The organism is Mesorhizobium sp. M7A.F.Ca.CA.001.10.2.1, from assembly GCF_003998575.1.
Taxonomy (GTDB): Bacteria; Pseudomonadota; Alphaproteobacteria; order Rhizobiales; family Rhizobiaceae; genus Mesorhizobium.
In genome coordinates, this window is the sequence record NZ_RZQY01000016.1 from 1 (window position 1) to 25,945 (window position 25,945).

17 protein-coding genes and 5 pseudogenes are annotated in these 25,945 nt (G+C 58.1%); 19 read left to right on the forward strand and 3 right to left on the reverse strand.

Going from position 1 to position 25,945, the window contains the following annotated elements; genetic code table 11:
* Positions 1 to 15 precede the first annotated feature (15 nt).
* Complete coding sequence (locus EN964_RS02225; RefSeq protein ID WP_127268396.1) at positions 16 to 1,653, reverse strand: NAD(P)/FAD-dependent oxidoreductase; 1,638 nt, start codon at positions 1,651 to 1,653, stop codon at positions 16 to 18.
* A 194-nt stretch (positions 1,654 to 1,847) separates the two neighbouring features.
* Between EN964_RS02225 and EN964_RS38365 the strand changes: the two are divergent.
* The 13 genes and pseudogenes from EN964_RS38365 to EN964_RS02290 all read left to right on the forward strand — a co-directional run.
* A pseudogene (locus EN964_RS38365) lies at positions 1,848 to 1,968 on the forward strand (transposase); the annotation flags it as partial.
* Between the two features lie 660 nt (positions 1,969 to 2,628).
* On the forward strand, positions 2,629 to 4,236 hold the full coding sequence (locus tag EN964_RS02235) for an ABC transporter substrate-binding protein (RefSeq protein ID WP_127268397.1): 1,608 nt from the start codon (positions 2,629 to 2,631) through the stop codon (positions 4,234 to 4,236).
* Positions 4,236 to 5,177, forward strand: a complete 942-nt coding sequence (locus tag EN964_RS02240) for an ABC transporter permease (RefSeq protein WP_127268398.1) — start codon at positions 4,236 to 4,238, stop codon at positions 5,175 to 5,177. Before EN964_RS02235 ends, EN964_RS02240 begins: the two co-directional genes overlap by 1 nt.
* Position 5,178: 1 nt before the next feature.
* Positions 5,179 to 6,060, forward strand: a complete 882-nt coding sequence (locus tag EN964_RS02245; RefSeq protein WP_127268399.1) for an ABC transporter permease — start codon at positions 5,179 to 5,181, stop codon at positions 6,058 to 6,060.
* Position 6,061: 1 nt separating this feature from the next.
* Positions 6,062 to 7,069, forward strand: a complete 1,008-nt coding sequence (locus tag EN964_RS02250) for an ABC transporter ATP-binding protein (RefSeq protein WP_127270363.1) — start codon at positions 6,062 to 6,064, stop codon at positions 7,067 to 7,069.
* On the forward strand, positions 7,066 to 8,091 hold the full coding sequence (locus EN964_RS02255; RefSeq protein WP_127266830.1) for an ABC transporter ATP-binding protein: 1,026 nt from the start codon (positions 7,066 to 7,068) through the stop codon (positions 8,089 to 8,091). Before EN964_RS02250 ends, EN964_RS02255 begins: the two co-directional genes overlap by 4 nt.
* A gap of 89 nt (positions 8,092 to 8,180) precedes the next feature.
* The gene (locus EN964_RS02260) at positions 8,181 to 9,584 is read left to right on the forward strand and encodes a CapA family protein (protein WP_127266831.1); all 1,404 of its coding nucleotides are present in this window, start codon (positions 8,181 to 8,183) and stop codon (positions 9,582 to 9,584) included.
* Between the two features lie 668 nt (positions 9,585 to 10,252).
* Complete coding sequence (locus EN964_RS02265; RefSeq protein ID WP_236383542.1) at positions 10,253 to 10,597, forward strand: transposase; 345 nt, start codon at positions 10,253 to 10,255, stop codon at positions 10,595 to 10,597.
* The gene (gene tnpB, locus EN964_RS02270) at positions 10,594 to 10,953 is read left to right on the forward strand and encodes an IS66 family insertion sequence element accessory protein TnpB (protein WP_127266832.1); all 360 of its coding nucleotides are present in this window, start codon (positions 10,594 to 10,596) and stop codon (positions 10,951 to 10,953) included. Before EN964_RS02265 ends, tnpB begins: the two co-directional genes overlap by 4 nt.
* 84 nt (positions 10,954 to 11,037) lie before the next feature.
* A pseudogene (locus tag EN964_RS02275) lies at positions 11,038 to 12,037 on the forward strand (IS66 family transposase); the annotation flags it as partial.
* On the forward strand, positions 11,985 to 12,251 hold the full coding sequence (locus tag EN964_RS02280) for a hypothetical protein (protein WP_127266833.1): 267 nt from the start codon (positions 11,985 to 11,987) through the stop codon (positions 12,249 to 12,251). The pseudogene EN964_RS02275 and the gene EN964_RS02280, both read left to right, overlap by 53 nt.
* Positions 12,252 to 13,200: 949 nt before the next feature.
* Positions 13,201 to 15,867 carry a condensation domain-containing protein gene (locus EN964_RS02285; RefSeq protein ID WP_127266834.1) on the forward strand — a complete coding sequence of 889 codons (2,667 nt, stop codon included), beginning with the start codon at positions 13,201 to 13,203 and terminating at the stop codon, positions 15,865 to 15,867.
* A 244-nt stretch (positions 15,868 to 16,111) separates the two neighbouring features.
* Entirely contained in the window at positions 16,112 to 17,062 is a 951-nt protein-coding gene (locus EN964_RS02290; protein WP_127266835.1) for a class I SAM-dependent methyltransferase, read from the forward strand.
* An 84-nt stretch (positions 17,063 to 17,146) separates the two neighbouring features.
* Here the strand turns inward: EN964_RS02290 and EN964_RS02295 are convergent.
* Positions 17,147 to 17,401, reverse strand: a pseudogene (locus EN964_RS02295) (transposase); the annotation flags it as partial.
* Positions 17,402 to 17,667: 266 nt separating this feature from the next.
* The gene (locus EN964_RS02300) at positions 17,668 to 18,630 is read right to left on the reverse strand and encodes a LysR family transcriptional regulator (RefSeq protein ID WP_127266836.1); all 963 of its coding nucleotides are present in this window, start codon (positions 18,628 to 18,630) and stop codon (positions 17,668 to 17,670) included.
* Between the two features lie 86 nt (positions 18,631 to 18,716).
* Between EN964_RS02300 and EN964_RS02305 the strand changes: the two genes are divergently transcribed.
* The 6 genes and pseudogenes from EN964_RS02305 to EN964_RS02330 all read left to right on the forward strand — a co-directional run.
* Positions 18,717 to 19,490, forward strand: a complete 774-nt coding sequence (locus EN964_RS02305; protein ID WP_127266837.1) for an enoyl-CoA hydratase/isomerase family protein — start codon at positions 18,717 to 18,719, stop codon at positions 19,488 to 19,490.
* Between the two features lie 2 nt (positions 19,491 to 19,492).
* Positions 19,493 to 21,691, forward strand: coding sequence for an acetate--CoA ligase family protein (locus EN964_RS02310; protein ID WP_127266838.1), 2,199 nt, complete (start codon positions 19,493 to 19,495; stop codon positions 21,689 to 21,691).
* A 137-nt stretch (positions 21,692 to 21,828) separates the two neighbouring features.
* Positions 21,829 to 22,689, forward strand: coding sequence for a hydroxymethylglutaryl-CoA lyase (locus EN964_RS02315; protein ID WP_127266839.1), 861 nt, complete (start codon positions 21,829 to 21,831; stop codon positions 22,687 to 22,689).
* Positions 22,686 to 23,472: pseudogene (locus tag EN964_RS02320) on the forward strand (crotonase/enoyl-CoA hydratase family protein). Before EN964_RS02315 ends, EN964_RS02320 begins: the two are co-directional and overlap by 4 nt.
* A 776-nt stretch (positions 23,473 to 24,248) precedes the next feature.
* Positions 24,249 to 25,418 carry a M20 aminoacylase family protein gene (locus EN964_RS02325; RefSeq protein WP_127270769.1) on the forward strand — a complete coding sequence of 390 codons (1,170 nt, stop codon included), beginning with the start codon at positions 24,249 to 24,251 and terminating at the stop codon, positions 25,416 to 25,418.
* A 289-nt stretch (positions 25,419 to 25,707) separates the two neighbouring features.
* Positions 25,708 to 25,945, forward strand: a pseudogene (locus EN964_RS02330) (electron transfer flavoprotein subunit beta/FixA family protein); the annotation flags it as partial.

Below are 25,945 nucleotides of genomic sequence, written 5' to 3' on the forward strand. Positions count from 1 at the left end.
GATGCACCCATGTTCTCAGTCATGGCCGCCTCGCTCATCAAGCGCAGCCGCGGTGGTAACATGATCGGTGGCAACTGTATAAAACTCGGGAACCTCCCATTGGGCTTTCCATTGCGATGGTATTCCAAACCAGAGTGCCCAATGACGGGCCTGATCTGGCGATTCCGGGATTTGGCTGGCAATTTCTAGCGGCAGCGGTCGTACTGGCGCGCGGTAGCCCGCAAGGGGAATTGCCGCTAGCGACGCGCCGGACTGCATGGCCAGCAAAGCAGCTATCTGCTCGCGGCAGCGCCGACCTTGGCACGGTCCCATGCCTGCGCGAGTGAGCCGCTTGACCTGGTCCGGGTTTGGGGGCGCGTCGCCAAGGAGGGTTGAGAGTGAGCGATCGTTGCGGCGCTCGGTTTGCCAGCCAAGATAACGCGGGGGGCGTAGCTCGAGGATCTCGCGGGCGGTAATCTCCTCGCATTGACAGACGTGGAATTCGTCACGCGCAGCGATGACGCTGGCATGTACCCAGGCCAGACGGTAGGCTGCCAGATCGTAGGCCGGCCGGTCGGGTCGCGGCGCTCCATCGTGCGCATGGTCTCCGGCAAGGCCCAGATCATCAAGGATGGTGGCGACTGCCAGTAAGGCTTCGCGTTCCGCGATGCTGGGATCGCACGATTTTGTAGGCCAGATGCCGGCGCTGTCGCCGATCACGAAAATATTGCGCACACTGGTACGCTGACCTGCATCCACCGCCGGCGCATAGCCGCCCCGCTCTGGCTGAAAGGCGACCCTGCACCCGAGCGCTGCGAGAAGATCAATAACCGGCGTGGCTCCGACCGCCAGCACAACGCCGTCGCAAGCGATTCGGCGTTCTTTGCCAACAGCCCGACCGGCTTCATCCAAGGCGGAAATGAGCACTTCTTCAACTGAGTCCCGCCCCAGTACCTCACGCACAACATGACGGGTCAGGAATTCGCAGCCGCCAGCGCGTAATTCGTCTACCATGTGTACGGGACCGACAGCCTCGGCCGCCTGTTCCACGATCCCCGCTATTTCCACGCCGGCCTTCTCGAGTGCTGCGGCAGCCGCCAGCGCCTCAGCCGACGTGCCGAGGATCAACACTCTCCGAGGGTTTAGGGCCCTGAACCGCGTTGCCAGCGAAACCGCCGCCGTGGCACCCATTACGCCCGGCTTCTCCCACCCAGGGAAGCCGAGCCCGATATCGCGTCGGCCGGCTGCGACAATTACGTATTCTGCGCCTATCAGCCAGCCACGTGTCTCGTCGGCCAGACCGGCGATCGTGCCGGGGAGCCAGTGGACACCGGGACCGTTCGCATAAAGACCCCAACAGGCGGTGCCGAGCCGGACGTCAACCCCAGCTTCGAACGCTGTCTGGATAAGTGGCTCGGAAGCGACGAAGCTCTCAAGCATAGCATTGCGGTTGCGCGCTACAGGAGACATGCCCTGTCCGTAGTGAAGCGGCACCTCGTTGCCCATGGTTATGAAGGGAACCGGGTTTTCGTCAATGAGCACGACCGAGAGTCCTCGGCGAGCCGCGTCGATAGCGGCTGCGAGACCAGCAGGACCCGCGCCAACTACCAAGAGCTGGGTCTGTTCCTCGACGATCAGCTCTTTGCCGGCAACAGATTTTTCGTCAATCTTCATGGTTCAAGCCATTCTGGTAACTGTTGCCTTCGTCCGAGGTTCTCCACCCGTTCGGAATGGCGTTAAAGCCGAACGAGCCTCTGGCCGGATTTTCAGGCGCCCAGACACTCTCATCGATTCATCGCTTCAAGGGGCTCCATGTCAAATTCAGTTTGTGAATTGAGCTAATCTGATTTCGAGATGAGCGTGGGCGCGCATGGTTGAGCCTTGTCCCCCGTGAACACTCGACCGGAGGCGAGCAGAAGCTCTGTGGCATCACCAAGCGCGGGAACCGCTACGTCCGCAAGGTCCTCGCTCATGGCGCGCGCTCCTGCTTTCGACCTGGATCGAGCCCGGGATCGCCTTGGACGCTGGCTCGACGGCTTGCAGAGCCAGATGCACCCGAACAAGGCCGTTGTCGCACCCGCCGCCAAGATGGCGCGCGCATTGTATGGGTTGTCCTGACCAAGCCGAGAGCGCTCTACGAACGCAGGCACTTTCATCCACCATCTCGGCGCTAGATGGCCACGATACACAAACTGAATTTGACGACAAGCCCTCCACGATAAAGAATAATCGAAACCATGGCGGTTTAACGGCCAGGAAATACTAAGGGAACTAAGTGGTGTCTGAGCTATGAAGCACTCAGCGGCCCGTAGCATGATGTTGCCCAAACCATCGCCATCCCATCTGAGTCGGCTATCAACTACCGGCTGCACAACGCCACGAGGTTTGATGATCAGATTTGGCTTAGTTTGGTCAGCAATCGCGTTGAACAGGGAGATCGCTGTACACCCGCAGTGGTTCATAGCAAGGAGAGCCAGATAATGGCTCATGGATTACGAATGGCGGATCTCTCCAGATCGACCTGCTCAGATGGCGAGTCTGCTAATCAATGTATAAGTTGAAAATCACGAAGTCGCCGCAAGTCGCTCCATAGTAACTTAACCATTAGGCGTGCCTTGAGCCGCCGTTAAGAAAAAGGGGAACTAGAATATGACAATCTCTCGACGCGACCTCATGAAGCTAAGTATGGCGGCTGGAACGGCTTTGTCATTCCCCTCGATCTTGCGTGGGCAAACATTGCCAACGGACGCTCGGACGGTTCGGATGGTAATGGTTGAGCTCCAAATCTTTGATCCGGTGTTCACGACAACCGACCCCACCGTTTTCCACAGCTTGGGCGTTTATGATACGCTATTCGCCCCCGACAGCAAGCTTATGCCACAACCGCAAATGGTCGGGAAGTGGGGCGTTTCCGACGATAAGAAGACTTATAGTTTCGAACTCCGGGATGGTTTGAGTTGGCACGATGGCACTGCGGTCACCGCAGCCGATTGTGTGGCCTCGATCCGCCGCTGGGCCCAAGTGGCTCCGGGCGGACAGTTGATCATGTCTCGTGCCAAGGATATCTCGAAAAAGGACGACAAAACTTTTGTAATTACGCTCACCGAACCTCTAGGGGTACTGATCGATCTGCTGGCTACGCTGTCAGCGCCGGTCCTGTTTATTATGCGCGAAAAGGATGCAGAGCGACCTGCGACCGAGCAGGTGACCGCGAACATCGGATCGGGTCCATTCAAGTTTAACCATGCTCTTGCCAGGCCGGGTGCGAATTTCACCTATGATCGCAATGAGAAATACGTGCCGCGCAGCGAGGCTTCTGACGGGTTTGCAGGCGGTAAAGTCGTTAAGGTCGATCGTGTCATTTGGGAAAACGGCGGCGATGCGCAGACTAATCTGGCTGCTTTGCAAGCAGGGGAGCTTGATTTCCTTCGCGATGCACCTGCGGATTTCTATGCTGCGATCGAAAACGACCCCAATCTTGAACTTCAGGTCCTGAATAAAACTGGCAACGACATGTGCGTGCGCATGAATCACCTTCAGAAGCCATTCGATAACGTGAAAGCGCGTCAGGCAATACTTCACTTGGTTGATCAGGAGGCGTTTCTGCGCGTTACTGCCCCTGATCCAAAGTATAGTCGACCCGTCACTTCGATATTCGGAAACAGTACACCTTATTCCAATGACGAGAACACAGGATGGTTCAAGAAGGGCGGCGACCCGAAAAGGGCCAAGCAGCTCTTCCAGGAGGCGGGATATGCTGGTGAGAAGGTTGTTATTCTCGACCCCACGTCTTGGGCCGCTGCCAGCAATGCCTCACAGCTTCTCGCAGCCGAACTACGCAAGATTGGTGTCAACGCTGAGCTTGCGCCAAGTGACTGGGGTGGGATTGTGGCGCGCCGGGGCAACAAGGGTCCTGTTGAGAGCGGTGGCTGGAGCATTTTTATCACCGATGATTTCGATTACGCCCAAGGCGATCCAATGACCGCGGTCTTCCTTGGCGCGAGCGGGGAAAAGGCCGCCTGGTTCGGCTGGCCTAAGAACGACGAATTTGAGGCGCTTCGGCTCAAGTGGCCGGATGTCGAAACTCTTGAAGAGCGACAGGCATTGGCTCGCAAAATGCAACGAATTTGGTGGGAATTTGTCGGTGACGTCAGATTAGGTCAAATTGTATCCCCGAGTGCTCACCGCAAATCGCTTACCGGACTCGTGGAGATGCCATACGTTGCCTGGTGGAATATGCAGAAAGCCTCAGGCTGATGGCGACGTATATGTTGCGCAGGATAGTTTCGGCCATGGCCGTCATGGTGATGGTCGGAATTTTCATCTTCCTGCTTCTCAGGCTGGCGCCGGGTGACCCAGCGGACATGATTGCCGGCAAGTCGGCCACGGCGGAGATGATCGCCGGCATCCGGGAAAAGTTGGGGTTGAATGACCCAATGCCGGTCCAGTTCATACGATGGGCGCGGGATATGCTTGACGGCGATTTCGGCACCTCGATTTTTGCCGGACGCCCTGTTCTTGAGCTCATTTCGCAGCGGCTTGAGCCGACTTTTTCCCTGTCGCTCCTGACGATGATGTTTTCGGTGACGGTCGGGGTTTCTTTCGGCATCCTTGCCGCTTGGCGAACTGGCGGTTTCATCGATCGCGCCCTCACCGCCTTTTCGGCACTTGGCTATTCCGTCCCGGTCTTTGTCATCGGCTATTTCCTCATATACTTCTTCGCTATCAGGGCACACTGGCTGCCGGTCCAGGGATATGCGCCGATCGATGGTGGCCTTGGACCTTGGTTCGCGCACCTGGTCCTTCCCACCGTGGCCCTTAGTCTTGGCTACATTGCATTCATCGCCCGGGTTACGCGGGCGAGCATGCTCGAGGTCCTCTCGGAGGACTATATGCGAACCGCCGCTGCCAAGGGCGCTTCGTCCTATGCCATGCTTTTCCACCATGCCTTGAAGAATGCCGGCGTCCCGATCTTGACCGTCATCGGCATAAGCTTTGCCTATCTGATCGGCGGAGTGGTCCTTACCGAAACGGTGTTCAACATACCCGGTATCGGCCGCCTGGTGGTGGATGCGATCAACAACCGCGACTATCCCATCATCCAGAGCGTGCTCATCCTGACGTCAGGTCTCTACGTCCTTATTAATCTCGCAGTCGATCTGGCCTACACGCTGATCGATCCCCGGATCCGGTACTGATATGACACTGCTCTCCCCGCCAGTTGAATACATTCCTACCGGCCGCTTTCGAGTATCTGACCTGCCTCGCATAGCAAGGCGTCATCCGCCGGTGATGATAGGCGGCGGACTATTGGCGTTGTTGATCCTCCTAGCACTCGCTGCCCCGCTGTACGGCGGCGATCCGATGAACATGGATCCATTCAATCGCCTTCAGCCACCTTCCGCGAAGATGTGGTTCGGAAGTGATCATCTGGGCCGGGACGTGTTCGCACGCACCGTATTCGGTGCCCGAGTTTCTCTACTGGTGGGATTGATGTCGGCGGCAGCCGCAGCTGTGGGCGGGCTTATTATCGGTATTATCGCCGGTTACAGTCGCGGTTTCGACAATGTCGTCATGCGGGTCATGGATGGCCTAATGTCGATCCCGACTATGCTGCTGGCCATTGCCCTTATCTCTCTGACGGGTCCCGGCATCGGCATTCTCATCGTCGCGATCACGATTCCACAGATGCCAAGCGTCACCCGGCTCGTTCGTTCGGTGGTTCTGAGTGTTCGCGATCGCCCTTACGTTGAGGCCGCCGTCTGTGGAGGCGCACGCCTGCCAAAGGTGCTGTGGAGGCATATCGTGCCGAGTACCATTCCGCCGCTTATGGTCCAGAGCGCCATAGTCTGCGCAGATGCGATTCTGACAGAGGCCGGACTGAGCTTTCTCGGCGTCGGCGTGCCGCCCGAGATCGCTAGTTGGGGCAACATGATCTCGAATTCTCGCCTGTTTCTTGCCATCGCTCCTATGACAATCTTCGCCCCCGGTATCTGCCTCGCCGTCACGGTCCTTGCGGTCAACCTTTTGGGGGATGGCCTGCGCGACATGTTCGATCCCCGCGCCAAGCGGAGGCGCTGACATGCAGATGCATCAAGCCGCAGGGAATGACTTGCTTCTCGATGTCCGAAACCTCGAAACGCATTTTTTCGGCGAAGACAGTGTCACCCGCGCCCTGGGCGGCATCAGCTTCCAGGTAATGAAAGGCGAAACGCTTGGGGTCGTCGGCGAATCGGGATGCGGGAAGAGCGTCACTGCCCTCTCCATTCTTCGCCTGCTGCCGAAGCTGAGCGCGAAGACTGTCGGCGGTGAAGTCCGCTTCCACGGACGCGACCTCCTCGACCTGTCCGATCGTGAGATGCGAAAAATTCGCGGCGACCAAATCGCCATGATTTTCCAAGAACCGATGACCAGTCTGAACCCGGTTTATACGGTCGGCCGCCAGATCGCAGAGGCGGTGCAGATCCACACGAAAGCCTCCCGCTCGGTGGGCATGGCAAAGGCCGAAGAGATGCTCCGTCTCGTCCGCATCGCGGACCCCGAGCGTCGCGTCAACAACTATCCGCATGAGATGTCGGGAGGCATGCGCCAGCGCGCCATGATCGCCATGGCTCTTGCCTGCTCACCGGACCTGTTGATTGCCGACGAGCCGACTACGGCCCTCGACGTCACAATCCAGGCACAGATTCTGCGACTCATCGTCGACCTGAAAGAGCGCACAGGAACGGCAGTGATGTTCATCACGCATGATCTGGGCGTTGTCGCCGAGACGTGCCAGCGGGTGATCGTAATGTATGCTGGGCGGATCGTGGAACAAGCGAACGTGATAGATTTGTTCTCGCGTCCGGCGCACCCGTACACCCAGGGCCTCATGCGATCGGTGCCTGACCGGCGGCGCGGCCGACAAAGTCGCCTTCCGGAAATTCCCGGGATTGTGCCAAGCCTTCGCGACCCCATTGTGGGCTGCAGCTTTGCGCCACGCTGCTCGTTTGCGATCGACATTTGCCGCGAGAAAACACCCATTCTGAGTGATGTCAGGCCAGGCCACGCCGCCGCTTGCTGGCGCGCCGAAGAGGTGATGGGAGCATGAGTGGTCCTTTGCTGACAGTCGAGAACCTGACTAAGCACTATCCGCTCGGCGCGGGATTCTTTAGGAAGAGCATTCCCGTGGTGCGGGCGGTCGAGGATGTATCCTTCTCGGTCGAGGCGGGCGAGACACTCTGCATCGTCGGCGAATCCGGCTGCGGCAAGTCCACTGTGGCGCGGCTCTTAATGCGGCTCGTGGAACCTACGGGCGGACGCGTTCTAATCGACGGGAACGACATTGCTGGCCTCAAAAAGCAAGCGCTCCACGCGTTTCGCCGTCGGATGCAGATGGTCTTTCAGGACCCTTACTCGTCGTTGAACCCCCGCCTCAGCGCCGGACAGATCATCACCGAGCCCCTCGAGAATTTCGAGCGCCTCAGCCGGAAGCAGCGCAACAAGCTTGCTGCGGATCTTCTCCAAAAGGTCGGAATGTCCCCCGAGATGATGAACAGGCTCCCCTCCGAGTTGTCGGGCGGCCAGCGTCAGCGGCTCGGCATTGCGCGGGCACTAGCGCTCAATCCCTCGCTCATCATCGCCGACGAAGCGGTGTCAGCTCTTGACGTCTCGGTGCAGGCGCAGATCTTGAATCTGCTTCTGGACCTCCAGAAGCAGATGGGTATCGCTTTCGTCTTCATCTCGCATGACCTTGGTGTCGTGGAGCATATCGGCCATCGCGTTGCGGTCATGTATTTGGGGAGGATCGTGGAGCTTGCGCCCTGCGAGGCGCTCTTCGCCAAGCCGATCCACCCCTACACCGAGGCGCTGATTGCGGCCGCTCCGGTCCCGGATCCCACGCGAGTTCGACTAGAAGCACCCGTTGAGGGCGAGGTGCCGAGCCCGATCAATCCGCCCACCGGGTGCGCGTTCCACCCGCGCTGCCCGCTCGCCGTCGAGCGCTGCCGCAACGAAGTCCCCCCTTTGGTTCCAATGGCAGACGGGCGCGTCGTGGCCTGTCATGTGCGGGCTCCGGCCAGAGCCGCGTCTCCGAAACCGGCTGAGGCGGTCAAATCCTCGCTATTTCTGTGAGACAGTCACAGATCAGTTTATCCGAACAAATTTTCCACGAACAGACGCGAACACTCGAGATGCGGTCAAAGGAGGCAATAGAATAATCTATGGAAAGAAATCACGAAAGCGGCTGTCGTTCAACTCAACAGGTTGGCAGCTATGATACAGTCGGTTCAATTGCCACGAACGTTGCCGATGGCTTCAAGATGGTAGCGGTTGGCGACCTTATTCTGTCGCGGGCGCTGATGAAAGGCCACCATTCCGGTTTTGCGGATGTCGTCGAAATCCTTCGTGATGCCGATGTCACGTTCGGGAACATGGAAACCCTCATCTTCGATATCCGGTCATTTAAGGGAAGCCCCCAGGCTGAGTACGGTGGTGCGTATCATATTAGCCTGCCGGAGATCGGACCTGACTTGAAAGAGATGGGCTTTAACCTGGTGAGTCGGGCGAACAATCATACCCTCGACTGGGGCCTCGAAGGCATGCGCGAGACGAGCCGAGTGCTCAATGAGAACGGGATCATCCATGCAGGTGCGGGCGAGAACCTCGCACAGGCCGGCGCTGCTCGCTTCTTGGAGACCGCTCGCGGTCGCGTGGCATTGGTGTCATTTGCTGCATCGTACTGTTGCATGGCTCGTGCGGGCGATCCCGCCGGCGAGGCACCTGGCAGGCCAGGACTCAATGCTCTTCGTTTGACGAAAAGCATCGTGGTTCCTTCGGAGATGCTGGAAAATTTGAGGCAAGTACGAGAAGTCTTGCCGTATTATTGTCCTCCCGGACGGGATCCAAGCCGCGTTGTCATTGACGGTACTACATTCAAGGCCGGCGAAAAAGCAGGCTATAGCTTTGAAGCCGATTCGCGTGATGTTGCTGAGATTCTACGAAATGTTCGTCGGGGCAAGCAATTCTCTGACTTCTGTATCGCTACAAACCATGGTCATGAACAGGAATGGAGCGACGAACCGCCTGACTACGAACAGTCGCTTGCCCGCAGCCTTATCGATGCTGGAGCGGACGCGTACATTGGCCACGGGCGGCATCAACTGCGAGGTATCGAGATCTACAAGGGTCGACCAATCTTTTATGGCTTGGCGAATTTCTTTTACGATGACCTCCGAACGCCTGCGGGTGCGGACATGTTCGCTGTTCACGGCATGGATCCAAAAGTTGACACGGATGCTGAGGTCAGCATCCACGAGCTGGCAAAAGGATACCCGACCGCAGAGGGGCTTGTGGGAGGGCTCTCTGACCAAATCTACTATGAGAGCGTTATCTCCGTCAGCCGCTACGAGAACAATCAGCTCGCTGAGTTGCAGCTCCACCCGGTTGAACTCGGGCACTCGAAGAGGTTTGCCAATCGGGGCGTGCCGCGTTTCGCCTCGGAGCCGCAAGCAACTGCCATTCTGGGCCGGCTCCAGAGGCTCTCAAAGCAATATGGCACCCAAATCGACATCAAAAAAGGTGTCGGATTTATCCGCCCGCAGCCTTCGCGCAATGACAACGAATGAAGCAATGCTGGCGCTTGCTGTCATCGGGGCGAACCTCACTGCTGGACGGCGCTGATTGGGGCCACAGCAACGAAATTGCGCGCTGTGACAGAGTTCCTGCGCGGTGTGGCCGTGAGCCGAGCCTCATGCGCGGCGAAATTTGTCGATATCTGCATTGATTGCTTTTTCCGCCCGCGCCTCGCGCTTGATGGAACGAATGAACTCCAAAGGGGGTGGTCTGCTGTATGTATACCGCGCCGTCCAGCACGATGCGCAAGCCGGACCCATGAAGCGATACGGGCTGAGGCCGTGGAGCCTGCCAGATATCGCGGGGTCGAGGCCGAAGGGGGCGGCGGAGCCTGCGTAGCCGAACGCGAACGGTAGGTCCAGCGCGATCACTTCTTGCCGGGCCTAGCCTGCACTAATGGGCGAACATATGCTGAACGACTCCGCGCAAATGCAAGGCCGGGAGTTGATCCGGAAGCATACTTGGCACACTATGTTCTAAGGCCGGAAGAGGTTGTCTGAGGACGCACCCCACCTACTGCTTTAAGCCACCAGATCGTTTGCGACTGCGCGGTGGCCCGTACGCCTCCGGCGAAGGCCGCCTTGCGAGAGGAGGGCACGGTAGCGAGGCTGCGCTCTTAGGGTCGTCCTTACGAGCGAAGTTAGCAGCACAGCATGAGCATGTGACGTTATTGACCGGGCCGGAGCGGCGGCGTCGTTGGAGTGAAGCGGATCAGTGCCGGATACTGGCCGCGGCATTCGCGCCCGGGGCCACGGTGGCGGCGGTGGCGCGTCAGTACGATGTCGCGACCAGCCTGATCTATAAGTGGCGCCGCACGGTGAGAGCCCGCGAGACGGACTTTGCCGAAGTTGTCGTGGCTCCCGACGAGCCTGTCGCCGTTTCCCGGCCCGCGGCATCACCAGCGGTGATCGAGCTGGAGGTCGGCGGCAAGGTGCGGCTGCGGAGTCCGCTGACCACGCCGCCAACACTGGCGGCGGCGATGGTGAAGGCGCTGGGCGTTTCATGATCCCGGTCCCGAGCCAGGTGCGGATCTGGTTGGCGGTCGGCCGGACCGGTATGCGTCGCGGGATGCAAGGCCTCGCTCTGCAGGTTCAGGAGACGCTGGGCCGGGACCCGCATGCCGGCGATATTTATATCTTCCGCGGACGCAGCGGCAATCTGATCAAGATTATCTGGCATGATGGGCTCGGCATGTCGCTGTATGCAAAACGGCTCGAGAAGGGCCGGTTTCTCTGGCCGTCGCCGGCGGACGGCACGGTTTCCATATCACCGGCGCAGCTCGCCTACATGCTCGACGGGATCGATTGGCGCAACCCGCGTCACACGTTCCACCCCCCAGCGCGCGGGCTGAGTTTTCTTTGAGTTTGCGCCATTTTCCGCGAGTCAGCGGACGCGTTTTATGGTTCACTCCAAGGCATGGTTGCCACCGCCCAGGATGCTGTTCCGCAGCCGCTCAACCGTCAAGCTGAACGCTATGCCCGCGAAGGCGTACCGCTCAGCCTGTCGACGCTCGCCGATCAGGTCGGCGCCGGCGCCGCGGCGCTGATGCCGCTGTTCTACCCATGTGCTGGCTGCTTCACGTCTGCACGGCGACGATACGACGGTGCCGGTCCTGGCCAAGGGCAAGACCGATACTGGTCGATTATGGACCTATGTGCGCGATGACCGACCGTTCGGCGGCGCCGATCCGCCGGCGGCAGTGTTCTACTATTCCCGCGATCGCCGAGGCGAACATCCTGCGGCCGCATCTCGCCGGCTGGAGCGGCATTCTGCAGGCCGATGCCTTTGGTGGTTACGGCTATCTCTATGCGACGGGTCGTCAGCCGGCGCCTGTTCTGGAGGCCAGCTGCTGGATCCACAGCCGGCGCAAAGTGGTTGAGCTGGCCGATGTCGAAGCGGCGGCGCGCAAGAAGGCACATGGCGAGAAGCCCAACCTGGTCTATCCGCTGGCGGTCGAAGCCGCGAAGCGCATCGATGCCTTGTTCGATATCGAGCGCGCGCCTGTCGCCGGCCCAACGCCACGCCGTGCGCCAAGAGCGGAGCGCGCCGCTGGTCACCGAGCTCGAGCGCTGGATGATCGAGACGCGCGACAAGCTCTCGCGCGGGCACGACCTGACCAAGGCCTTCAACTACATGCTGCGCCGCTGGTCATCCTTCACCGGGTTCCTCGAGGATGGGCGGATCTGCCTATCCAACAATGCTGCCGAGCGAGCCCCTGCGCGGCATCGCTCTCGGCAGAAAGTCCTGGCTGTTCTGCGGTTCCGATCGCGGCGGACAGCGCGCTGCCGTTCTCTACAGCCTGATCGTCAGCGCCAAGATGAACCATATCGACCCGCAGGCCTGGCTCGCCGACGTCCTCGCCCGACTGCCCGCCTATCCGGCCCATCGGATCCATGATTTGCTGCCGTGGAATTGGAGATCCGCAAAATTGCGGACCCAACCAGCTGCACGTCTACACCGTCGAACGTGTCGCCAGGGACCTCGGCGTCAGCGAAGCGCTCATCCACGAACTGACCCTCGGTCTGGAGCCCGAGGACGGCGTCATCTGGGTGTACGGCGCCAATGATGACAACGGGATCTTGGCCTTCACCGATGAAGGCACCGAGGAGCTCAAACTCCTCCTCGAAGAATATCATCGCGTCTCCCCATCGAAAGCTTGACCCCAGCACTCCGGTGCTCAGGTTCTCATGGCCACCGGATACGCACCTCTGCGGTCTTCACCGGACGCGTACGTGGCCCGCGCGAAGCAGAGGGACTTTCGGATCATAGCGCACAGGGCGACGGGGGCGAGGCAAAGATTCGTTTCGCTTCGATAACCACTTTTGTCCCGCCTGGAGGCGTGAAGATCGCAGCGCCAATCCGCAATAACCAACTCGATTGGGATCGTGAGATTGAGTTTGCGCATAAACATAAATCCCGGTATCTGCCTCAAGCGGGAAAGAAAGCCGTGCGAGGATGCGGCATCACGATGGCAGCCGTCCTCAAAGGCTGGCGCACGATCGCCTTCGCGCAGGCTGAAAGGTCCGATCCGCAATCGTCAAAGCTGCGGTCATCAGGCAGGAGCGGGATAACACCTTCGCGATTTACAGCGTCGCGAGCCGCGTGAACCGCTTACCGAACCGGACAACTTTGACTAGCTACCGACACAAAGGCTTCGGGGCAGAGTGCTCACTCAAAGCTGCTGTTTCACTCGGCTATTGATATCTGGAGGCAAATCTTTCCAAATCCGATGCACCGAGGCGGCGATCGTGCGCCCACTAGGCGGACGTCGCAAATGGACATGCGCGCACCAAATGGGCATCAGCGGCGGCTGTCTGCACTGATTTACGAAGTTGTTCCCCGATCCTCGGGCACTCCAGTTTCCCTTGGTTCGACGGGAAGAGAGATTCGGTAGAGCTCCGGAGCGTTACCTTTTGTACCACCGTAGCAAACGAATAGTTTGAAACCCGACACACCCAGCTGCAAAGATTCACCGCTGCAGCGCGAAATGCTCGGCTTTTGCCCTCTTGCCGAAACAGCACCTTCGGTGGCACGCCGGTTGCAGACGAGTCAAGTGGAAGGACCCGTTTGACCTTAGCGGTTTCAGAATCTCCAATCGTAGGACTTCATATGAAATTGGCTAGGACCATCGCAATTAACGAGCCCAACGACCCCACGAATGCGGTTCAGGCAATTGAAGCCTTGTCGCGTCCGCTGCGGATACCACTATCATTCCACCAGCAACGGCTCTGGTTCCTGTCGCATCTGGAGAGCGGCAGTGAGGCATGCCACATCCAACTGGGGCTTCGCGTTCGCGGCCAGCTTGACGAGGTGGCCCTACATTCGGCCTTGAACTGCTTGATGGCGCGTCATGAGGTACTGCGCACCACCTTCGCGGTGGAGGACGGCGAACCGTTCCAACAGATCAGGCCAGTGGACGTTGTGCCGCTTAAACGGGAGTATCTACCGGCCCCAGCGGAGGGGGAGGCAGAGGAGATACTAACTGAGTTAATGCGCTATGAAGGGCAGGCCGGGTTCGATCTGGAAGCCGGGCCGCTGATCCGCGCGCGGCTGGCGCGCTTACGCGAAGATGATCATTTGCTGCTGATCACCATGCATGAGATGGTCTCGGACAGTCAGTCCCGTGAGATCCTGCTACGCGAACTGAGCGAGTTCTACGCTGCGGCTCAAGAGGGCCGCGTAGCGCGGCTGAGGGCACTGCCAGTCCAGTATGCGGACTACTCGATTTGGCAGCGACGTTGGCTGACAGCTGAGGCTTTGGAGCGGCAGTTTAGATACTGGCTTCGAATGCTAAATAGCGCCTCAGCGGTGCCTGAGCTGCCGACCGACGTGCCACGTCCAGTAAAGCAGGAATTTGCAGGCAGCTACGTCGACTTCGTGTTGCACGAGACATTAAATGCAAAGCTGAAGGTGCTGAGCCAGCGTCGTGGAACCACGCTGTTCGTTACGGTGCTAGCGGGCTGGGCAATGGCGCTGGCGCGTTTGTCGGGTCAGGACGAGGTGGTGATTGGCACGCCGTGCCCAGACCGCACCCGGTCAGGAAGCAAGGGGCTGATCGGTTGTTTCTCCCACTGCTTGCCGCTGCGGATCGACCTGTCGGGCGATCCGACGCTGGAGACAGTGCTGGGGCGAGTGAATGCCGCCGTGCTTGGGGCCCTTGATCACCAGGATCTGCCCTTTGAGCAGGCGACGGACGTCGTTGGTCCAATTCGCAAAGGTGCTCAAACCCCAATTGTGCAGGTCATAGTCAAATCAGAAAATACTGTTGGAGAGACGGTGGAACTGCCAGGGCTCGAAATTGTATATTCTGACGCTGGTGATTGTGTCGCGCAATACGATCTGGCTCTTAATATCTTTGAGCTCGGCGAGGCTATTTGTGGCAGGCTAGTTTACCGGACATCGCTGTTTGGGCGGAGCTCCGCCGAGCGGTATGTGGCCTATTTGCAGCAGGCGCTAGGCCAATTGGCGGCCGATCCCGGGCAGCGACTCTGGTCAGCACCACGGCTGGCTAATGAACGTCGATTCCCGATTCAGTCGAATCTAACGGAAGCAGCCTCTCCCCGGGACCGCTCGGCTCACGAGTTGCCTGACTCGGAGGCGGACCGGGTCCCGGAAGTGATTGAACCCGGTGAGTTGAACGCGCTAGGACCCTCCGCGGCACCTCCGACTTGGGCTACTCAAGTACCGCGCACCAACTCGGAGCCGCGAACGCCTACCAGGGTTATCAATTTTATCGAGGGGACGCGTGTCGTTAGCGAGGGCGAACTGCAAAGCAACAGCATCATGCGTTGCCATGTCACAAAGTTTTACCACGAACAGATCATCAACAGCGGTTATTACGAACAGCTGAAGTATATTGTGCAGCCGTCATTCGCTGAATTCAACAGCGGCGGCAACTTGGATACCAGTGGTGAGCAAGATAACACGATATTTCCGGGTTTTCAGCATAAATACGCCCAAACAGGACTAATCATAGCGACAGACCGTTGCGTTTCATATTGTCGCTATTGTCTGAGAAAACGAATTGTCGGCAAAAATTCCGATGAGACAGCAGTTGATTTCGAAAGTATTAGAAAATACATCATGAATCACCCGGAGATTACAAATGTGCTAGTAACAGGAGGTGACCCGTTTGTTCTCAATACGGCAAGTCTGCAAAAATTACTTGGCAATTTGCTGGATATCCCTCATGTCGACTCGATCCGAATAGGCACTAAGGCACTGGCCTATCAGCCCAAGCGCTTCGATGACCCGGATCTGCCGGCGTTGTTTACGCGGATTCATAACGCAGGAAAGGCTGCAGTAATCGTTACGCACTTTGACCACATTGGCGAAATCTCCGCCCTCGCGGAGGCTAAAATTCGGCTCCTGCGGGCACAGGGCGTTCAGTTTCTTAACCAGACTGTGCTTCTCGCGAATGTCAACGATGATCCCGAGATCTTGGCTGCTACTTTCGCCAAGTGCCACCAGATGGGTGTGCGACCGTATTATCTATTTCAAGCCAGGCCGGTGAAAGGCGCATCTCATTTTCAGGTTTCGCTGCGCAGCGGAATAGAGATTGTGCGCGGCATCAACCAACGTCTCAGCGGTATCCAAAAAACATTCAAATACATCATGTCCCACTACACGGGAAAGATCGAGATCCTCGACATTGGAGCAGATGCCCGATTATACATGCGCTACCATCAAAACAATACTTGCGAGAAGATCGGAAAGATCTTCTCTCGGCCTCACCTTGAGGGCGCTTGCTGGTTGGACGACTTGCCTGAAGGTTAGGATTGAGAGGCGCACAACATGAAGTCCTCAAATTCGGAAGGTCCAGAGTAAGCCTCGCTCGAGGTACATGCGTCATCTTCTAAAAACCGGTCTCTTGGTGCGCGATACACAGGATTTAACCAACGGACTATCGGGGTACTGATTTACAGGCGTCTTTGCTCGGCAAGCGTTCAGGCAAAGGCGTTGCCCGCTCTCACCCTAAAGATCGCTCGGCTCATGGGCGGCTAGTCACGAGGAGTATTGCATGAGTTCTCAAGGGATTGCTTCGCACTTCGACCTGTTAAAAAAGCTAAACCCATTGGCCTTCATGGCGATCGAACCGCGAGTTGTTGCAGAACAGTCCGCCCGCCACGACGATCTGGCCAATCTCTCGCGCAACGAATTCACCTCGGAAGGACGCGGGGCGGATTACCTCGATAGCATTCAATTGTCGCTGCTAGCGCGATCCGAAGGTGTGATGGATCTTCTTGGGAAGATGCACCCCAATGGTTGCGAAGGACTTAGTCCATCACTGATTATCTGCGATCTGCTAGCTGGTGACGGATATGTGAACAAGGTAGCTCATCGAATCTTGGGTGAGGTGCGCTGCCCGACGTTCATCAACTCTGATATCTCCCAGTTCATGGTGGACCGCTGCATCCGGGACGGCCTGTTTGCGATCTGGCAAAGTGCGGCCGATCCGTACTGCATTAGAGATGGCTCGGTGGATGGGGTGCTGATGGCTTACGGAACGCATCACATCCCGCGCGCTCTGCGCGCCACCGCTGTTCAGGCATCTGCGCGAATTCTTCGGCCCGGTGGCATCCTTGTTCTTCATGACTTCGAAGAAGGCTCACCCACTGCCCGCTGGTTCGCTGACGTGGTGTCCACTCATTCCGTGACGCCTCACGAATATCCTCATTTTACAGCTGGCGAAGTGCTCGATTTATTCGCTTCTGCGCAGTTCGATCACATAACAGTGCAGCGTATCGCAGACCCGTTTGTTATGGTCGGGGCGAACAAACAAAGTGCTTTGCAACTATTAGCCGAATATGTGGTGAAGATGTATGGTCTGGAAGAACTGCGGTCCGACCCGAAGCGTGTGCTCGAACTTCTTGACAATTATTTCGGGCTCATCGTGACGCCAACCTCTTGCGGTCAGTTCGAAGCGCGTATAACGCGCAATGCCTTGGTCGGGAGCGGGCGACGCTTGTGAAAGATGGTGTCGCTTATCAAAAAGAGGCGAACCTCTTGCTCGTCAGACGGAAGGAGCGCTCGACCACGTTGCTGTCGATCTCCCGGCGAGCTTGGTTTTCTGGCTGATCAAGCCGAGCTTTTGGCGCAGCCAGGGTTCGAGATCGGCGATGATAGCGCGGCTATTTTCCTGACGCATCGCACGGCGTCCTCGGCCGGTCGGCCGCGGATGCCGTCCTCGATCTTACAGAGATCGGCGATCCGTCTCAGCGCCTTCACTGGCGATCGGCGCGCGACCGGCTGCCGCCAGTTCATAGAAGCGTCGGCGCACATGTGCCCAGCAAAAGGCGAGCGTGACACTAAATTGAAATTGGACCACTCGACCGGATCATCGCGAATCTTGGTGTGCTCGATATAAACCTTGTTGAACTCACCGACGGGGTCTGACAAAGAACTTCGATACGCAACATAATTAATCTGCTTCCCTTGCCGCAGGAGTGCCGCCCCCGCCGGGCAAAATATCATGCTGCTAGGGCTAAAGCGAATATTTACGATTGGATATGGTATGACAGGACCTGACCAGGAAGTCCTGTGGCGCGATAGAAGGTGCTCTTGCCCGCTCGGTTTCTATTTCTTTTTCGCCAGCTCAGCTTTCGGCTTGTTCACCCATCTTGCTCCGTTCGGGGTTCGGAACCCATGCATCGCTGCATGCCGCAGCATTTCGATGAGAAATCCAGCGGCTGGAGGAATCGGTGTCTGTGGATCATGGACAAGATAGATCTCGCGTTCGACCGCGGGACTTACCAGCTTTTTTTGGGTAATCTCACAAAACTGCATCATAGGCAGGACAAGGCTAGGCACGACGGATATTCCTAGATCGGCGGATACGAGGCCCGCAACCGTGCCGACGTCCCGAGCCTGTGTGATGGTCCCGAGCTGGATTTCGGCAATTTGCAAAGCGCGATCAACACAAGTGCGAACGCTGCTCAATGGATCGAACGCAACGAAGTCTTCGCCATTTAAGTCGTTCCAGGACACCGTCTCCAATCCCACAAATCTGTGCGATTTCGAGCATATGCACACCAGAGTATCCGCCGCGATCTGCTCACAGATCAGCTGTCCGCTTGCCTTTGGGAAGGATGTGATACCAAAATCAACTTGTCCGTCGCGCACGTAGCGAACAACCTCATCCGCGAAACCGTCCTTCACCGAGATTCTGACGTTGGGTCTGCCTTTCCGGAATTCGGAAATGAATGTCGGAAGCATGATAGACGCAACAGATGAAAGTGCAGCTAGGCTCACGACCCCGTTTAATCCGCTGTGATATAGCTGGAACCGTGACATCGCGCTGTCGAATTCCTCAAGAACACGCCGCGCATTCATCAACAGCTGTTCGCCGGATGCCGTAAGAACCACCCTTCTTGTGGTGCGCTCGAACAGGCGTGTGTCCAGTTCCTCCTCAACCTCCACGATCGTTCGGCTTAAAGCCGATTGCGCGATGTTCAGTGAGCGAGCCGCAGCCGTATACCCGCCACGCTCCGCGACCGCGACGAACGCCCGTAAATGCCTGAGGGTAACATTATTGCTCATTCGCGATTGATCTATACTCAAAACATGTTGGACGCGCAATAGATTTGAGGCGAATGTATCAGGATCAGCGTCTTGAGAGATTGTCCATGAACGAAGTCGTGACGAAGCAAGAAGACCAAGCGTTTCACATTATCTTCAACCGACCCGAACGGATGAATGCCGTCAATGAAGCCCTGTATCAACAGACGTTGGATGCGCTGAACCATGCAGATAAGGACCCCGAGATCCGATGCGTGATCCTGTCCGGAAACGGCCGCGCTTTCTGTGCCGGTGCTGATCTGAAGGTCCACAAATCCGGCGAACGGACGCGCGATGAGCGCGAGGCGTATATTATGCTCGGGCAGCGCGTGTGCGAACGAATTCAGACGATGAAGACGCCAGTCATTGCCGAGGTGCACGGCTATGCTTTAGGCGGCGGGGCGGAAATCGCGACCTCTGCTGACTTTCTTATCATATCCGAGGACGCCCAGCTCGGATTTCCAGAAATTGCCATTGGAACCTATGTGGGGGGAGGTGTGACGCTCCGCCTTCCCAGGCTCATCGGGTTGAGGAATGCCGCCAAACTCTTGCTGCTGGGCGACAGGATAACCGGCGCAGAATGCCTGGAGATTGGCCTGGCAACCGAGGCTCCGGCAGCGCATCAGTTGAAGGAGCGCACGGCGGCGTTAGTGGAGCGGATCGTCAAGAACGCACCATTGTCAATGGCTCGTCTTAAGGCGGCGATCAACTTACCACAAAGCCCCGACAAGCTTTTTCGGGCCGAGGCCGAAGACCTGCTGGCGATCATGGAAACCAGCGATTGGGCAGAAGGCGTCGCCGCCTTCGCGGAACGCCGCTCGCCCCGTTTCGAAGGAAGATAGAAATGACCGTGGGGCACCACAATGAAGCAACGGCCTTGAACGGCGTACTCGCCTATGGCGAGCCGGAATTGCCAGCTCCCACAGGCCGCCAAAATGAAGCGACAGCCTTGAGCCGAGTACTGGAGCCGCATTCTGTAGCGATCATCGGGGCCTCGGCAAACCCTGACAAGCGCGGCTATCAGATCATCAAGGCGCTGAAGAACGCCGGCTACGGCTATCCGATCCTGCCGGTCAATCCTAAAGGAGGGACAATCCTCGAGTTGCCAGTTTTCAGCGACGTCGATGCCCTTCCCGAATGTGTGGACATCGCGGTGATCGTTCGGCCGGCGGAGGAAGTGCCGGATATCCTCATCCAGTGCGGTAAAAAAGGGATCGCCGGCGCAGTGGTTCTGGCGCACGGGTTCCGTGAGCGAGGCGACAAGGGTTCTGCCGCGGAAACGAGATTGCTTGATGCCTTAAAGAAAAGCGGGGTCCGGATTATTGGACCGAATACATCGGGAATGCTGAACTGCACTGTGCAGGCTGACCTCATTGGCCTGCCGGAACTGCCTCCGAGTGGGCCAATCAGTGTTCTAACCCAAAGCGGCAACATGGTGCTTTCGGTCGTCGAAGACAGTCGCTCCATCAATGGCCCCGGCTTCGATGTCATCGCGGGACTCGGTAACCAGACCGATATCGAATATGGCGAATTGATCGAGGAGCTTTCCCGACGTGAAAGCACCCGCTCAATCGCCATCTACAACGAGGGCTTTCTTGACGGCCGCGGATTCCTTGACGCGGCGGCACGCGTGGGGCTGAGCTGCCCGATTGTGATGCTGCGCGGCGGGAGATCCATTGAGGGTCGGAAGGCGGCGCTTTCCCATACAGGTTCGATTGCCGGCGCCGACGAAATCGCCGTAAAGGTGTTGGCGCAAATGGGCGTAACCCTAGTCGATCGTTCGGATGAGTTGTTGCCGGTTGCTGCTCTTCTCGCAACCAGTCCACTTCCTAAACCAAAAACCGGGATTGCGGTTCTGACCGATGGTGGTGGACACGCAACACTCGCCGTTGATGCGTTGTCACGGGCGGGGGTGCCGCTAGCATCCCTCTCGGAAGACACCAAAACCAAGCTGAGAAGTGTCCTCGGCGACGAGGCCAGTGTCGAAAATCCGATTGATGTTGCAAGCGCCGCTGACGCCTATCCCGACGTTTTCCCCGAATGCATCGAAATTCTGGCGTCAGATCCCCAGGTAGGGCTCGTTCTGACAAACGGGTTGTTTGGAGCCTACCACATAAGGTTCGATGAATCTCTGTTGAAAGCAGAGAATTCGGCGGCCGAGCGGATCGTGGCTTTGCGGAAAGCCAGCGGCCTGCCTATGGTTTTTCATAGCTGCTACGGCAATCGCAAGCCGGAGAATCACGACATCTTACGAAACGGCGGCATCCAGATTTTCCCCTCTATCGATTGGGCCGTGACCGGGTCCAAGGCACTGTTTGAAAGGGCTAATTGGCTTTCTAAACAGAATAGCAATGCCGATAGGCTGGCACCGGACGCGCGCCGCGTTTTCGTTCCCAGCGGGCTATCGGCAGAGACGACAGCCCGCGAGATGTTGCAGAAACTGGGCGTGGACACTGGCGAATGGTCGGCGGCAAGCGATGCCGGGGCCGTAAGTTCGGTAGTCTCTAGTTTTGGCAAGCCCTGTGCGGTGAAGGTGGACTCGTCCGTCATCGTGCACAAGTCCGATGTCGGTGGTGTTCGCCTCGGCGTGACGCGAGAGGCGGCGAGCGCCGCCGCGGATGACATCACGAGGGCCATGGCGTCCCAGGCTCCCCCGGTGACGACCTTCGGTTTCATCGTCACGCCGATGGTGGATCACGGCTTGGAGTTGTTCGTGGGTGCCGTCAACGATTCAGTCTTCGGCCCGGTGGTCTTGTTCGGCTCAGGGGGTGTGCTGGTCGAAGCGGTTAAGGACGTGACCTTTCGCGCGGCGCCGCTTTCTCCGGCGGAAGCTTTGGACATGATCAACGAGACGGGTGTTGCGAAGATCCTCGATGGTTTCAGAAACTATCGGCCAGTCGACAAGCGGTCCCTTGCCGAATTTATCTCGTCCGTCTCCCTCGCGGTCATGAGGATGGAAAATCTCTCAGAACTCGACATCAACCCGATCATCGCGAACGAAAGCGGGATCTACCCCGTCGATGTGAGGTTGGTCGGAAAATAAGAGAAGCCTGATGTCTAGCCTAGCAAAAGCACAGATCGTGTCGGCCTTTTTGTCACCGACATTCACGACGGCGGCGCTGACACAGTCCGATTTTACGGCGATCTGATCTTCTTTCTCGAGGCGGAGGCCCGACCCGAATGGTTGAATTCGTTCGCATCGCCGAGATGGGGCCGCGCGACGGCCTACAGAATGAGAAGCGGCTCGTGCCGACCGCCGAGAAGATCCGGCTCGTCGACTTGCTGTCCGACTGCGGCTTCCAAATGATCGAAGCGACCTCCTTCGTGTCGCCGAGATGGGTGCCGCAGATGGCTGATGCGGCGGAGGTTATGGCCGGCATCCGTCGTGCGCCCGGCGCCGTCTATGCGGTGCTGGTGCCCAACATGAAGGGCTACGAGGCCGCGCGGGCGGCGAAGGCTGGCGAAGTCGCCGTGTTCGCGTCAGCCTCCGAAACTTTTAGCCGCAGGAACATTAACTGCTCGATTGCCGAAAGCCTCGAGCGTTTCCGCCCTGTGCTCGCCGCGGCTGCCGCCGACGGCATTCCGGTGCGAGGCTATGTCTCCTGCATCACCGACTGCTCTTACGAAGGACCGATACAGCCGGCTGCCGCTGTGAAGGTTGTGACCGAACTCCTTGATATGGGCTGCTATGAGATTTCGCTGGGCGACACCACGGGCCAAGGAACGCCCGCAACCATCGCGGCCATGCTCGATGCTGTGTTGGAAGCGGTGCCGGCCGGGAGACTTGCTGGACATTATCATGACACTGGGGGCCGCGCCCTCGATAACATTCTGGTAAGCTTGGAGAAGGGCCTACGCACCTTTGACGCTGCGGTTGGCGGACTTGGCGGCTGCCCCTTCGCCGTGGGAGCAAACGGCAATGTCGATACCCTCGCCGTCGCGGCAATGCTAGCGGGCCGGGGCTATGAGACCTGCCTCGACATGGAGCGATTGGAGGAGGTGGCCCGCTTCGCGGGCAGCCTTAGAGAGGAGCGGCCATGATCTTCGACACTATCTGCATCATGACCGACGAGATCGGCGTCGCTACGTTGACCCTCGTCCGCCCGGACAAGCACAACGCTATGTCGGGACAGATGATCGCCGAACTTGCGGGCGCCGCCGAACTGCTCGCCAATGACGACAATGTGCGAGCGGTGGTGCTGACGGGCGAAGGCGACAGCTTCTGTGCGGGCGCCGATCTCGCCTGGATGCGGGCGCAGGCCTCCGCCGCGCGTGACGAGCGAATCGCCGAGGCCATGAAGCTGGCGCTGGCTCTTCGCGCGCTCAACGAATTACCCAAACCCCTGATCGGCCGCATCAACGGCCAGGCATTCGGTGGCGGTCTCGGCCTGATGAGCGTCTGCGACGTTGCGGTGGCCGTCGACACCGCTAGGTTCGGTTTCACCGAGGTCCGGTTAGGACTCATCCCTGCTACGATTTCTCCTTATGTTCTGGCTCGGATGGGAGAAGGCCGGGCGCGGCGGGTCTTCATGTCAGGCAGGATAATCGACGCCAAATGAAGCCCGCGACCTCGGACTGGTTTCCCGGGTCGTGCCGCCGATCGACTTGGAGGCGGCGGTCGAGGCTGAGGTCCGGCCCTATCTCTCGGCCTCGCCGCGGGCGGTCGCCGCCGCCAAGGCGCTTGTGCGCCGACTTGGGTCGGAAATCGACGACGCAGTGATCGGCGAGACGGTCGCTCTGCTGGCCGATGTATGGGAAACGACCGACGCCGCTGACGGAATCGCGGCCTTCTCCGATCGCCGCAGACCGCGTTGGCAGGCGTGAGGCCGGCCGGGAGCCGTTCGTTGGTCGTCGCTCCAAGTAGATTTGTGCCTAAATGAACTCCCTCAGGGAACGCATTCTGAGCGCTGAATGAGGATGGATCTCGTCGTACAACTCGACCATGGAACGCCCGCAGATCGATGTTGATCGCGAACTTCTTTATCCATGGCATCCCTGGGCTGACCGGCAGGTCTTTCTCCATGCGGTCGATCAAGAAGGGTGACCTGGCGGTGTTCCGCTGCACCCTTTCTGGCCCACCGGTGGCTGGAAATACCGGGGTGGTTATTCGATCGGAGGGTCACCGCGAACAGCCGCATGACGACTGCTCCGCTTGTCAACTTGCCGCGATAGGCGCCCGGCGATCCTCCTCCGGGGCTGCTGTCCCATCTCAATCGCCGGAGAATGGCGCAGCATTGGACTCCGACGGTTCGAGCCGGAAGACAGGCGGCAGTTCTCCCATGTGAAGCGTCCGGCCAGATGTGTTCAAGCTGCGCGTCACGTACCAAGTCCGCGCTTGCTGCCGCTGCTGTGCTGACCACGTGCCATTTTCCCGTCGCGACAGCAACGCATTCCAGTCGCTGACTCAAAGGCGAAAACGCGCATCTGACAGATGCCTTGCGCTCAGGTAAGACAGGTCGCGGTCGCGGTCCTACCCAGGCTTTTCACCACCCTGAGTTCATCTGAAAACCAGATGATCACAATACACAAACTGAATTTGACCTAGCCCTCCTGGAAGCTGAACATCGGCCAACAAAAAACGCAATTTGGGAAACGTTCAGATGCACAGCGTTGAGTCCTTCCGTGATTTGCAGCGCGAAGCAACGGAGTGGCGACGCTACCTCCATGAAAATCCAGAGCTCGACTATCGGGAACACAACACAGCGAAGTTCGTGATCGATAAACTGGCATCGTTCGGGATCAATCATATCGAAACGGGGATAGCTGAGACCGGCATCGTCGCACTTATTCAGGGGCAAGGGGGAGATGGACCGACGATCGGATTGAGAGCGGACATGGATGCCCTGCCAATCGTTGAGGCGTCAGGCAAATCCTGGTCCTCGAAAAACCCAGGCATAATGCATGCATGCGGCCACGACGGTCATACAGCTATGTTGCTGGGTGCTGCGAAACATCTTGCGAGTACGCGCAACTTCAGGGGATCCGTCGCCTTAATCTTTCAGCCGGCAGAAGAAGTAGAATTTCCGACGGGAGCTCAAAGGATGGTCCAGGAAGGCATTATGGACCGTTTCGACATATCCCAGGTTTTCGGCATGCATAACTTGCCAGGCATGGAAATTGGCAAATTCGCCATCTGCGATGGTCCTATCATGGGCTCGCAGGACGACTTCGACATTGTTGTGAAGGGCAGGGGCGGCCATGCGGCTTACCCACATAGAACTATCGATCCCGTCACCATAGCAGCACAGATTATCGTCGGCCTACAAATCTTAATCTCTCGCAAAACCGACCCCATGGAGTCTCTGGTGATTTCCGTCACCAAGCTGAAGGCCGCACAGGCTTACAACATCATTCCCGATCAAGTTGAAATTGCCGGAACGGTCAGAACTCTCGTGCCAGCCCTGCGAGACTTCGCCGAACAAGAGATTGCGGCAGCCGCACAGGGCATTGCGCGCGGCTTCGGCGCGGATATCGAATTCAAATACCGTCGCTCCGTTCCGGTCACTGTCAACTGCACGGAGGAAACTACTTTAGCGGCTAAGGCGGCACGCGACCTAGTCGGGCCTGCATCGGTGAATCATAAGATGAAGCCACGTATAGGTGCGGAGGACTTTGCCTATATGCTTGAGAAGCGGCCAGGTAGTTTTATCTTCCTTGGGAATGGACCTACCGCTCTTCTGCATCACCCCGCCTATGACTTCAATGACGAAGCCTTGCCTTATGGGATAGGCTATTGGGTAAATGTGGTCGAGACAGTGTTGCCTATGTGAGCTCGACTGTCCCCACCAGTTTGCGTGCGAACTCGTATTCAGAAGAAAAGTCATGAGTATAAAAATACCTCACGCTCCTACGCGCTGAGGACCGACCGCTTCTGAAAACTACTCCGTTTGCTACATCAGATAGTTTCGTTGGTTACGGTTGCCTGAGCCAGCGGACAGCCAGCGTGACGGCCGCAGATATCACTATCAACAACGAAGCGGCGGGGATCTTATGGATCGCCAATGCGCTAACTTCTGGAGCGTGTTGTAGGCGCTGCCAGAGCGGAATAGGAGAGACTGAATGAAAGTTCTCGTCCCGGTGAAGCGGGTTGTGGATGCGAACGTCAAGGTTCGCGTGAAGGCTGATGGTTCGGCGGTGGAGCTGGCCAACGTCAAGATGGCGATGAATCCCTTTGACGAAATCGCGGTGGAAGAAGCAATCCGGCTGAAGGAAGCCGGCAAGGCCGAAGAAATCATCGTCGTCTCGATCGGCCCGCAGCAGGCGCAGGAAACACTGCGCACCGCGCTCGCCATGGGCG

Excerpts from the sequence above, each read along its gene's own strand:
- EN964_RS02225 (WP_127268396.1), bottom strand. The coding sequence starts at position 1,653 with ATGAAGATTGACGAAAAATCTGTTGCCGGCAAAGAGCTGATCGTCGAG.
- EN964_RS02235 (WP_127268397.1), top strand. The coding sequence starts at position 2,629 with ATGACAATCTCTCGACGCGACCTCATGAAGCTAAGTATGGCGGCTGGA.
- EN964_RS02240 (WP_127268398.1), top strand. The coding sequence starts at position 4,236 with ATGGCGACGTATATGTTGCGCAGGATAGTTTCGGCCATGGCCGTCATG.
- EN964_RS02245 (WP_127268399.1), top strand. The coding sequence starts at position 5,179 with ATGACACTGCTCTCCCCGCCAGTTGAATACATTCCTACCGGCCGCTTT.
- EN964_RS02250 (WP_127270363.1), top strand. The coding sequence starts at position 6,062 with ATGCAGATGCATCAAGCCGCAGGGAATGACTTGCTTCTCGATGTCCGA.
- EN964_RS02255 (WP_127266830.1), top strand. The coding sequence starts at position 7,066 with ATGAGTGGTCCTTTGCTGACAGTCGAGAACCTGACTAAGCACTATCCG.
- EN964_RS02260 (WP_127266831.1), top strand. The coding sequence starts at position 8,181 with ATGGAAAGAAATCACGAAAGCGGCTGTCGTTCAACTCAACAGGTTGGC.
- tnpB (WP_127266832.1), top strand. The coding sequence starts at position 10,594 with ATGATCCCGGTCCCGAGCCAGGTGCGGATCTGGTTGGCGGTCGGCCGG.
- EN964_RS02280 (WP_127266833.1), top strand. The coding sequence starts at position 11,985 with ATGATTTGCTGCCGTGGAATTGGAGATCCGCAAAATTGCGGACCCAAC.
- EN964_RS02285 (WP_127266834.1), top strand. The coding sequence starts at position 13,201 with ATGAAATTGGCTAGGACCATCGCAATTAACGAGCCCAACGACCCCACG.
- EN964_RS02290 (WP_127266835.1), top strand. The coding sequence starts at position 16,112 with ATGAGTTCTCAAGGGATTGCTTCGCACTTCGACCTGTTAAAAAAGCTA.
- EN964_RS02300 (WP_127266836.1), bottom strand. The coding sequence starts at position 18,630 with ATGAGCAATAATGTTACCCTCAGGCATTTACGGGCGTTCGTCGCGGTC.
- EN964_RS02305 (WP_127266837.1), top strand. The coding sequence starts at position 18,717 with ATGAACGAAGTCGTGACGAAGCAAGAAGACCAAGCGTTTCACATTATC.
- EN964_RS02310 (WP_127266838.1), top strand. The coding sequence starts at position 19,493 with ATGACCGTGGGGCACCACAATGAAGCAACGGCCTTGAACGGCGTACTC.
- EN964_RS02315 (WP_127266839.1), top strand. The coding sequence starts at position 21,829 with ATGGTTGAATTCGTTCGCATCGCCGAGATGGGGCCGCGCGACGGCCTA.
- EN964_RS02325 (WP_127270769.1), top strand. The coding sequence starts at position 24,249 with ATGCACAGCGTTGAGTCCTTCCGTGATTTGCAGCGCGAAGCAACGGAG.